This is a genomic window from Helicobacter sp. 23-1044 (genome assembly GCF_053654695.1).
The window spans coordinates 1-10010 of the sequence record NZ_JBSIUQ010000021.1 but is presented as its reverse complement, the minus strand read 5'-3'; the positions used below and the strand labels follow the sequence as shown (position 1 = coordinate 10010).

Annotated in this window: 11 protein-coding genes and 1 pseudogene; 5 read left to right on the top strand and 7 right to left on the bottom strand. The window is 40.7% G+C overall.

Annotated elements, in window-relative coordinates:
* Both ACWIUD_RS11860 and ACWIUD_RS11855 read left to right on the top strand, forming a co-directional pair.
* A pseudogene (locus ACWIUD_RS11860) lies at positions 1 to 550 on the top strand (hypothetical protein); the annotation flags it as partial.
* A gap of 325 nt (positions 551 to 875) precedes the next feature.
* The gene (locus tag ACWIUD_RS11855; protein ID WP_454136094.1) at positions 876 to 1103 is read left to right on the top strand and encodes a hypothetical protein; all 228 of its coding nucleotides are present in this window, start codon (positions 876 to 878) and stop codon (positions 1101 to 1103) included.
* A gap of 687 nt (positions 1104 to 1790) precedes the next feature.
* On the opposite strand, the gene ACWIUD_RS11850 is transcribed toward ACWIUD_RS11855, so the two are convergent.
* The 6 genes from ACWIUD_RS11850 to ruvB all read right to left on the bottom strand — a co-directional run bounded on the left by ACWIUD_RS11850 (position 1791) and on the right by ruvB (position 7160).
* Complete coding sequence (locus tag ACWIUD_RS11850; protein ID WP_454149340.1) at positions 1791 to 2738, bottom strand: hypothetical protein; 948 nt, start codon at positions 2736 to 2738, stop codon at positions 1791 to 1793.
* Positions 2731 to 4455, bottom strand: a complete 1725-nt coding sequence (gene folP / locus ACWIUD_RS11845) for a dihydropteroate synthase (protein WP_454149339.1) — start codon at positions 4453 to 4455, stop codon at positions 2731 to 2733. Before folP ends, ACWIUD_RS11850 begins: the two co-directional genes overlap by 8 nt.
* Before the next feature lie 15 nt (positions 4456 to 4470).
* The gene (locus tag ACWIUD_RS11840) at positions 4471 to 5499 is read right to left on the bottom strand and encodes an AI-2E family transporter (protein ID WP_454136090.1); all 1029 of its coding nucleotides are present in this window, start codon (positions 5497 to 5499) and stop codon (positions 4471 to 4473) included.
* A 71-nt stretch (positions 5500 to 5570) separates the two neighbouring features.
* A complete protein-coding gene (locus ACWIUD_RS11835) occupies positions 5571 to 5849 on the bottom strand; it encodes a type II toxin-antitoxin system YafQ family toxin (protein WP_454149338.1) in 279 nt (92 codons plus the stop codon).
* The gene (locus ACWIUD_RS11830) at positions 5842 to 6084 is read right to left on the bottom strand and encodes a hypothetical protein (RefSeq protein ID WP_454149336.1); all 243 of its coding nucleotides are present in this window, start codon (positions 6082 to 6084) and stop codon (positions 5842 to 5844) included. Before ACWIUD_RS11830 ends, ACWIUD_RS11835 begins: the two co-directional genes overlap by 8 nt.
* 77 nt (positions 6085 to 6161) lie before the next feature.
* A complete protein-coding gene (gene ruvB / locus ACWIUD_RS11825; protein ID WP_454149335.1) occupies positions 6162 to 7160 on the bottom strand; it encodes a Holliday junction branch migration DNA helicase RuvB in 999 nt (332 codons plus the stop codon).
* Positions 7161 to 7327: 167 nt separating this feature from the next.
* Between ruvB and ACWIUD_RS11820 the strand changes: the two genes are divergently transcribed.
* A complete protein-coding gene (locus tag ACWIUD_RS11820) occupies positions 7328 to 8062 on the top strand; it encodes a hypothetical protein (protein WP_454149333.1) in 735 nt (244 codons plus the stop codon).
* Here the strand turns inward: ACWIUD_RS11820 and ACWIUD_RS11815 are convergent.
* Positions 8055 to 8279 carry a hypothetical protein gene (locus ACWIUD_RS11815; protein WP_454149331.1) on the bottom strand — a complete coding sequence of 75 codons (225 nt, stop codon included), beginning with the start codon at positions 8277 to 8279 and terminating at the stop codon, positions 8055 to 8057. The two genes, ACWIUD_RS11820 and ACWIUD_RS11815, sit on opposite strands and share 8 nt — an antisense overlap.
* Positions 8280 to 8460: 181 nt before the next feature.
* Between ACWIUD_RS11815 and ACWIUD_RS11810 the strand changes: the two genes are divergently transcribed.
* Together ACWIUD_RS11810 and ACWIUD_RS11805 are read left to right on the top strand one after the other, a co-directional pair.
* Positions 8461 to 8778 (top strand): hypothetical protein, encoded by a 318-nt coding sequence (locus tag ACWIUD_RS11810; protein ID WP_454136085.1) that lies wholly within the window; start codon positions 8461 to 8463, stop codon positions 8776 to 8778.
* Positions 8745 to 10010, top strand: a 1266-nt coding sequence (locus ACWIUD_RS11805) for a hypothetical protein (RefSeq protein WP_454149329.1), incomplete at its 3' end; no start/stop codon positions are given. The genes ACWIUD_RS11810 and ACWIUD_RS11805, both read left to right, overlap by 34 nt.

Here is a 10010-nt window from a genome sequence, read left to right as displayed (position 1 = left end):
TGGCGTTTTGGCGGCGGTAGCGGTGCCTAGATTTGTCGCAACTAGGACAGATGCGCAGGTAGCAACAGCAAGAAGCGACTTGGCAAGCGCGCAAAAGGCGATTGTGGCAAAAGTATTTGCCGATAATATCGACCCTACGCAGAGCAAAGCACCAGATCCAAATAAACCAGTCGCAGGGCAAACTCCAAACAAAGATTGGGGTGATTGGATAATCGAAGTGGCAGGATTGGATGGCGCAAGGTGGAATAAGGGCGGTAATCCTATCTCTACAACAAACGCTGCTCTTTCAGTGGAGCAAGCAAACGGCATTGCACCCATCGGTAATGTCCAAACGACTAGCGGTGGTAAAAAAGGCGACTGCGGAATGGTGCTAGGCATCAACACAGCGGAAGGTATGCTAGTGTTCTCACCAAATAATATCGGTGGCGACCACGTGACAGTCTCAAAAGCGACAAACTTCTGCTATGCACTAAAAGTGTCCTTTGCAAGCTCTGGCGGTCCGGGAAATAAAATCATTCCACTTGCTTCTACGGGAACGGTTGAGTTTTAATTCTTTTTAATTCTACTTTCTCCCCCGCAAGGGGGAATTTAGATTCTGCGAAATTTGTCGCAGAATCTCTCTAAATCGCACAATCTACAAAGATAATTTCCACAAAATTATTATAAAAGCCGCATTTTAATCAAATCGCAGAATCTGTTTTTATTTTGTCATTGCGAACGAGCGGAGCGAAGCAAATCTTGGATTTGAGCAAAGGAGAAGAATCTGTTTTTTAAAAGTTAATAATATTATTAACCTTAATAATTTCTTAAGGTTTTTGTAGGCATAATAGTTGAGTTATGAGTAAAAAGGACGGAGTAGGTGTAAAGGACAGGATATGAGTGTAAAAGAGCGAGTAAAATTTTCATTAGATTTGACAAAGAGTTTTTTATTTGCTCTTTTGACTGCTTTGTTTGGAATTATTGCGTTTGTTGTAATCAATATTGAAACAATTACTAAATTTCAGCTTGTAATCTCAATAATTGGTGCAGTTATAATTGCGATAATGTTTGTTTTTGCAATGCGCTATCTTGTAAAAAAATTAAATGAATTGGAGAGATTGTAATGGTTGGACTAATTGTGGCAATTTGTTTAATGCTTGTATTTGGTGGATTGATTTTATATGCGATAAATTCGTTAGATAACACGACTAATTCAAAAATAGACGATAAATCAAAAATTAAAGGGTTGTAATTGGATAGATTGGCTAATAAAAGCGATATTGAAGTTTTATGTAGGTAACGCCCAATTTATTGGGTTTATGCCATTTTTTTGTAAATAATCGTTACATTTGCTAAAATGCCCGTAACCTATAAATTTTTCATATCTTTGCCACAAAGGGGACGGGTGTGAAGATTCTAATACTAAATGTTTGTTAGAATCGATTAGTATTTTTTTGCTACGCGCATATTTGCCCCAAAGCATAAATACAAGATTTTCGCGCTTTTCTGATAGGATTTCAATCGCTTTATTTGTAAGAGTTTCCCATCCAAAATCTTTGTGCGATAAAGATTTTTCTAACTACACTTAAAATTGCATTTAATAATAGCACTCCGCTACGCGCCCAAGCAGTTAAGTCGCCATTTTTTTGATATATTTATATTTAAATCGCGCTTGATTTCTTTAAAAAATAGTTCGCAATGACGAATTTTTTGCATTAGATTCTGCGATTCGCCATAAAATCGCAGAATCTAAATCGCAAATTTCGCACAATCTCGCACAATTTCGCAGAATCTCTCCCCCAAATCAAACCCTATCCGTGTGCTTTCAGGCGATTCCACTCTCTTTGTGCCATTGTGAATTTGCTTTCAAATAGCGTATCCTCCGCGCTTAAATGCGCCTTTAACTTTGCCAAGCAATCCTTACTCACATCTTCAAGCACTTGTATCACCAACGCATCAAAAACGCTCGTATCATCGCTATACAGCGCATTTTTAAACTCTGCGAAATATCTCTTAAAGTCCTCTTTGTCCTTTTTGTCATCAATCTCGCGCTGTTTTATCGCATTCAAAATCTCTACCAAATCCCCCTTTGTCATATCATCTAACTGCTTTTTGCTATACGCACTGCTTATTTTTTGCAAGCTAGCGATTAAGTCCTGCTTGTCCTTTGAGTGGTTGAAAAACTGCTTGTAATTTTGCTCTAAATCATCGGGCATAAATTCGCTCAAAATGTATTTTTTAAGGTTGCTGATATTGCGGATAGTTTGGGCGATTTTGGCGTCATTTAACTGCGCCAAAATATTTTTTAATAGCTCCACCTCATCGCGATTTTTCTCAATAAAAAGCATAAAGTCCGCCACCTCTTCATCGGGCATAAAATGCGTCTTTTTGCGGATTTCATCGATGATGATTTCTTGATATTGGCGGTATTTTATCTCCAAAATCAAAAGTGCCTTTTGCACCGCCTCCACTTCTAGCGCATTTGCAATGCACTCATAAATCGCGCCGTAGGGGTATTCGACAAGTAGCTCATTAAAAAGTGCGTAAAAGTCACTTGCCCCCTTGATTTTTGCCACAATCGCTGAATCTGCCACTTCAATCGTGCTTTGAACGCTCTTAAAATTATGTGAAATAAAGTTTTTGCTCCACTCAATAGTCGCCTTTTTAAACTCGCCCTCTAACTGCGAATCGCTTAATTTTTCAATGTGATTTAGCCCGTGCGCCCTTAACTGAGCTAGTAAAAGCTCTCTTCTAGTCACGCACGCACCCATTTAGCGCACTCCACACTTTTAGCATATCGATGTGTGCGCTAAAATTATGACAGCGAATAATATCTGCGCCGTTATCAAGGGCGATTTGGTGCAATGCAAGCGTGCCAAAAAGGCGATTTTGCGTCTCTTGCTCTGTAAGTGCGCCAATCGTGCGCTTCATACTCGCCCCCACAAGTAGCGCACAACCAAAATGGCGAAAATGCGCTAGATTGCGCACAAGCGTGATATTTTCGCTGTCATTTTTACCAAATCCAAATCCAAAATCCAAAATTATCTGCTCTTTTTTTATGCCGAATCTATAAAGCGATTCAATCTTTTGGGCGAAAAAATCATCGACTGACTGAATGATATTTTGCGAATCTTTGGGCGGATAAATCCAGCTGTTGTGCATAAGCACAATTTTTTTATCGCTATTTTGCGCGAGTGTTGCAAGGCGCATATCGCGCAGTCCCTCGATGTCATTTATAATGCTAAATCCGCGATTTAGCGCGAATTCTACGCATTCAAAGTTATAGCTATCAAGCGAAAAGTCCGTCCTTTGCGTGAATCCTGCGCTAAAAATCGCGTCTAGTGGCTCTTTTAGTCGCTCTAACTCGACTTTGCCATCCACTCGCTCCGCGCCCGGTCGAGATGAAACCGCGCCAATGTCGATAATCGCCACGCCTTGCGAAATCATCGCTTCGATTTTTTGTAGGATTTTATCGATGTTTTTTAGGCGAGATTCTGCGAAAAATGAGTCGTCATTGATATTGATGATGCCCATAATTTGCGGAGATTTTGCACAATTTGCCTTTGGGTATTCATTCGAATTATTTTCTGCATTTTGTCCCCCCTCCCTTGCGGAGGGGGTTAGGGGGTGGGTATTTGTTTTTTTAGATTCTGCGTTTTCGTGCGAGATTCTGCGATTCGCAGAATCTGCGTCATTTTCCGTCATTGCGAGATTCTGCGAAGCAGAATCGTGGCAATCCACATTTAGATTCTGCGATTTCGTGTTAGATTCTGCGATTTTTGTTTGATTCGCAGAATCTGCGATATTTTCGCCATTTTTAGCATTTGATTCGCTAGTTTTTTCTCGCAAAAAGGGCTGCACCCCGCTCCCGCTCCCCCCGACTTCATTTAAATTGTGTTCCCAAAAAGCAGCCGCTTTTTCGCTTTTAGGGGGAGTGCCTCGCTTTTCCGCTTCTAGCAAAAAATCGGCACTCGCACTACTGCTCGCTTGCTCCCGATTTTTTGCACCACGAAGCGGGCGAGATTTTGGTGCTTCGCACGATTGATTTTTATCATTTTTGCTATCGCAAAAATTTTGGATTGCCACGCTCGCTTCGCTCGCTCGCAATGACGAATCTTGTTTAGATTCTGCGATTTTTGCGTGAATCGCAGAATCTAAATGTTCTTGCACAATTTCGCCTATTTTTTTTAATCCAAATGGTTGAATCGCGCATTTTTTGACTAACTTTTCTAATTGATGGTGCGTGGCAATCAAAATGCCATCATAGCACCCGCCTTCGCCTAAAATCAGCTCTTTTGGCGTGATAAAATCGCCACCCACGCTAATTGCCTCTTGCTTTAAAATTAGCGCGGTTGAAACGCCCAAATCGCTGATTTTAAAATAAAACACCCTGCCCTTTTTCGCCCCGCAGAATCGGGCAAATTTTGTCGCGCCAATGCCCCCAAAGTCCAAAAATTTCATCCGCCAAATAAACATTTTCGCACTCCAAATTTAAAATTTTTGATTTTTATACACGCGAAGCAACGCAATAAAAAACGCACTCAAAGTCGGTCCAATAATCACACCCCAAAATCCAAAGCTCGCCATCCCCGCCAAAATGGCGATGAAAATTATCATTTCGTTGATTTTCACGGGCTCTTTTAGGGCGAAGTTATTCACAACGCCGATGATTAGCGGTTTTATCACATTATCAATCACAAATCCAATAAATATCATCGAGTAAAGTGCCACAAAAATCGCACTTTTCACTTCGCCCAAATAATACAAATACAGCGCAAAGGGTAGCCACACGATTGCCCCGCCGACAAGCGGCACGATTGACGCCAAACCATAAGCCACGCCAAAAAGCACTCCGCTAAATCCCAAAATGCCCGCCACCACGCCAAAACTTAGTCCTTGCAAAATCATCGAAATGATACTTGTGAAAAATACGACTTTTAGCACGCCACCTGTTTCGCTCAAAATCTCAACGCTTGTTTTCTTGCTAAATGGGACAATATCGATGATGTAGTCGCGAATCACAACGCCGTAGTAGTAAAATAAATACAAAAAGATTAGGATAAATCCCAAATCTATGAAAAATTTCACACTTGCCTTGCCAAAAGTCGCACTTAAATTTACCGCGTAGCTCACGCCTTCGCTGATGTTTATGGACTTTATCGCTTCGATTGTGCGCTCTTTTAGGGCGTCTGGGAGATTTTGCAAAAGGGCGATTGCCTTTTCTTGTGTGTCTTTTATGAAGTTTGTAAGGGCGTTTAAATCGATACTTTTAATCTCGTGTAAAATCTCGCTCCCCACGACAAAAAGCGGGATTACAAAAATCGCTAAAAAAATAAATACCGCAAAAAATGATGAGAGAAAATTATAGCGCACAAATCTATCGATGTATTTTTTCAGCCCAAAACTCGCAATGCAAAGCAACGCGGCGATTGTGAGATTCATCAAAAAGGGTTTATAAAGATACAAAATGCCATAAAGCGTGGCAAAAAAGATGATGAAAAAGAAGTATTTTGGCTTCATTTGCGTCCTTGTGTGCGAATATCGCAGAATCTAATGCGAAATTTTACAATATCACGCTAAATTCCACGCAATCATTTTTTAAAAAGCTCGTTATGAGAGCCTACCTGCGCCAAATATAGCGTTAAAATATTATCATAAATGCGATATATCAAAAGCAAATTTGGCTTTATATGGCATTCTTGGTAGCCTTTATAATCGCCCTGCAATGCGTGGTCGTGGTATTTTGGCTCTAAAAATTCGCCATTAGCTAGTCGCTTGATAATTTCATCAACCATCAGTATATCTTGTTTGGAAAGCTTCTTTCGCTGTTTTTTGTATTTACTTGAAACGGCAACTTTATACTTACTCATTGTCAATATTTGCCTTATAATCCTCAAAGCTATCATAAGTAGTAACTTCGCCTCTCTCTACCTCAGCAATCGCCTCCAAAAGCTCATCGCTAGGCTCGTAATTGTAGGATTTGCAAATGGGGCATTCGCTAGATTCGTTGCCCGATTCGGCTGTGAGCGTGGCATTTGTCCCCTCCGCAAGTCCCTTAAACGCGCTTAAATATTCCTCTTTGACATTTTTTATAATCAGTGTCATCGTATGCCTCCACAAAGTTTCAAAAATCTCGGCATTATAGCATAATTTGCAAATCTAACTCTTACAGAATTCACCCTCTAAAACAGCTCTTTAAATGCCAAATTTAGCAAATCATAGCTCTTTTTTGTGGCTACGCGTCCGCGTGCTGTGCGCTCTATATAGCCATTTGCAAGTAAATACGGCTCGATTATATCCTCAATCGTGCGCTCATCTTCGCTTAACGCCGCAGCAATGGTATTTAGCCCCAAAGCGCGTCCATTTGCGTTGCAAAGTAAGCGCAAAAACGCCAAATCTAACTCATCAAAGCCCCGCTCATCGACTCCAAGCTCATTTAGAGCCTCAATGGTGCGCTTTATTTTGATTGTGGATTCGTTGTTGAACTCCGCAAAGTCGCGGATTCGCTTCAAAAGTCGCAGTGCCACGCGTGGCGTCCCGCGCGAACGCTTTGCGATTTCTACCGCCGAATCCTCCGCGCAAATCTTATTTAGCTTTTTACTTGCTAGGCGCACGATTTGCGCTAGTTCAGCGACTTCATAAAACTGCATTCTAAAATTTATGCCAAATCTATCACGCAGTGGATTGCTAAGCATTCCTGCGCGGGTGGTTGCGCCAATTAGCGTAAAATTCTCAATGTCGATTTTTATCGTCTGTGCCGAAGGACCTGAACCTATGATAATATCAAGCCTAAAATCCTCCATCGCCGAATACAAGATTTCTTCAATCGCCGAGCTTAGGCGGTGAATCTCATCGATAAACAAAATATCGCCTTTGCTAAGATTCGTAAGAATCGCCGCCAAATCGCCACTTTTTTCAATCATCGGCGCGGAGGTTACCTTGATATTTGCGCCCATTTCATTAGCAATCACATACGCCAAAGTCGTTTTGCCAAGCCCCGGCGGTCCAAAAAGCAAAATATGGTCTAACGCCTCGCCACGCTTTTTTGCGGCGTTTATAGAAATGTGGAGATTTTTTTTGATATTTTCCTGCCCGATATACTCGCTAAATTTCGCGGGGCGCAAGCTGGTTTCGTCCTTTTCCTCAAAGCTTACGCGCTCAATCTCTACTAATCGCTCCAAAGTTGCAAATCTCCGTCATTTTTTTAAATTCGCGATTGTAGCGAATTTTGGATTAAAATAATGCAGATTCTGCGATTTTGCAAACAAATCAAGCATTTTTGCACCTTAACTTTATTTTAACAAAATAATATTACAATGCGTTTTTATTAAATTTGAAAGGATTGAAAATGAAAAAAATAATGGCAGTTTTGGTGCTTTTTGGCATTAGTTTGAGCGTAAATGCCGCGAGTTTTGAGGACAATCTCACAAAACTCATCGAAAAGCAAACGCAAACACAGGTAAAAATCGTAAGCAAAAGCGACTTAAAATCAAGCAAAGATTTGAAATTTGTAGTCATACAATTAGACGGCAGCAAACAGCAAATCCCGCTATTTGCGACAAAAAACGGCGATATGATTATCGGACTATCAAACATATTTCTTACAAACATAAAGGGCGATGAGGACATCATCAGCAAAAAAGTCGCAGAGGTTGAAGCGCACAATGAAAGCGCGCAAAGCATCGTAGTAGGCGAGCTCATCAAGCAACTCAAACCCGAGCAGTTCATCACACTCAAATCAAAGGCGAAAAACGCGCCTACGACTTTCATCATCGCAGACCCGAACTGCGGATATTGCAAAGAGGAATTCCGCAAAATCGATGAGCGACTAAAAACGCAAAATGTAAATATGGTGATGGTAGGCATTTTGGGCGAAGATTCGCTGAAAAAGGCGGCGTGGGTGGTTAGCAAAGTCAAATCCGCCGACACCGAAAGGACAAAGTTAAACGCGCTAAAAGAAGTCTTTTCAAACAACTTCAAAGCACCTAAAAACATCGACACAACGGCAGTGAAAGGCACTTCGGAGTTTTTATTCAAAAGTGGCGCAATTCGTGGCGTGCCATATATTTATGAAGCTAAATAAATAAGTTTGCAGATTCTGCGAATTTTTTCTCCGTCATTGCGAGGCAGTTTGAGCGAAGCGAAAACAACGAAGCAATCCATAAAAAAATAAAAGAATAGATTGCCACGATTTGCAAAGCAAGTCTCACAATGACGGAAACATAGCGCAGATTCTGCGAAAAATTCGCAGAATCTATTGTGGTTTTTGTGATTTTTACGCACAGATTCTGCGATTTCACACGAAATTTTTATAAATTTCGCAGAATCTAAACATATTTTTGCTATAATCGCAATTTTTAATTTTATATTTCAAGGATTCACGCAAATGAGACTTTCAGTAAAACTTTATAAATCCCCCCCCCCCGAGTTAAAAATCCATTTAGCATAAAAACGCACAAGGCAAAAATCAGCATTTTTCTTTTGCTAAATGCGCTAAATGCGACTTTTTCGCAGAATCTAAATGCGGTTGAACTCTCCACCCTTTGCAAAGACTCATCCGCACCCTGCGTCATCTCTACGCCTTATCAAAATATCGCAAATCACGCCAAAGTCACCACAAAATACATCAACATAAAGTCCGCCACAATAGGCGATTTCATCAACTACGGCGAGATTGTTAGCACTTCGACTTATGGCATTTCAATTTTTCCCCCTTTTTTTTTAAATTTTTTTGGGGTGTCACCACCACCTACCCGCAATCAATCGTGCTTGGTAACAACGGCGAAAGTGCCAAAATAGGGCATTTTGCAAACTACGGCAAAATCACAAGTGGCATAGTCATCGAAAATGGCAGCATCGACACTATCGCAAACTACGACACTATGGGCGGGTTATACAGCAAAACAAGCGGATTTAGCGTAGTTATGGAGAACTACGGCACGATAAATATTTATGATTACAACGACAAAAAGGCGCATTTTGCGGGCAGTAGCGCGGGTTATATGACGCTTATAATAAAAAAATATGCGATGAAAATAGATGAAGGGGCGAACACATTTAATGCTTTTAGTGGCGAGGCGAAGGATAACTCGCATATCGTGCTAAAAGACGCCACTGCAACATTCGCCGATGGCGGGAAGTTGATTTTGGATTTTGGCGAAAATTTTGAGTTAGGAAGTGCGTATAGTTTGGATAAACTTGTGGTAAATAGCGATGGCAAAAATGCGCTTCCTGTGGATATTTCTCGCTTAATCTCAAAAAATGACATTTTTGAAATCTCGCAAAGTGGCAATAAATTTTTCGTCTCTCCAAAACCGCAAAATAGCGCAGTTGCACGACTTTACAGCGCAAATATCCGCACGATGAATAATTTTTCGATGATGACTAATGCGATAATTTTCCCACGAAAATCCGTAGAATCCACAAATAATTCCCCGTCATTGCGAGATTCTGCGAATTCTCCCTCATTGCGAGATTCTGCAAATCTTGACTCCGCCTTTGTTATTTTGAGTGAAGTGAAAAATCTCGCAGATTCTGCGAAAAATTATCATTTCATTTTCACACCCTTCATCAATCACAACTCTTTCGCACAAGCAGGAAACTACGCATTAAGCGGATTTAATTATGGATTCATCACCGCATTTAGCGCAAGAGTCGCAGAATCTCACACTTTGGGAGCGCATTTCGCCCTAACTTATGGCACATTAAGCGACGCAAAAATCACAGACTTGCAAATCAAAAACCTAAATTTATTAGGCGGTTTGCATTATAAAATCGACTTGCCTTTTGCGCTATTTTTAAAGGCACGCGGGGATTTCTACTACTTTTCAAACGACTTAAAAACGCAATTTTTGGCAGACATAAAACCGCAAAATTTGGGATTTGGATTTAGCACAAGTTTTGGCAAAACCTTTGATTTTCGCGCAGGTGGGGCGTTATCAATCGAAGCAGGATTTGACTACAAGGCATTAAAATCAAAGGAAATCAAAGCAGATTCTGCGATTTACCAAAACGCCCTTTTTAACCTAATC

Coding starts and splice junctions, on each gene's coding strand:
- ACWIUD_RS11855 (WP_454136094.1), top strand. CDS start 876: ATGAGTGTAAAAGAGCGAGTAAAATTTTCATTAGATTTGACAAAGAGT.
- folP (WP_454149339.1), bottom strand. CDS start 4,455: ATGTTTATTTGGCGGATGAAATTTTTGGACTTTGGGGGCATTGGCGCG.
- ACWIUD_RS11840 (WP_454136090.1), bottom strand. CDS start 5,499: ATGAAGCCAAAATACTTCTTTTTCATCATCTTTTTTGCCACGCTTTAT.
- ACWIUD_RS11835 (WP_454149338.1), bottom strand. CDS start 5,849: ATGAGTAAGTATAAAGTTGCCGTTTCAAGTAAATACAAAAAACAGCGA.
- ACWIUD_RS11830 (WP_454149336.1), bottom strand. CDS start 6,084: ATGACACTGATTATAAAAAATGTCAAAGAGGAATATTTAAGCGCGTTT.
- ACWIUD_RS11820 (WP_454149333.1), top strand. CDS start 7,328: ATGAAAAAAATAATGGCAGTTTTGGTGCTTTTTGGCATTAGTTTGAGC.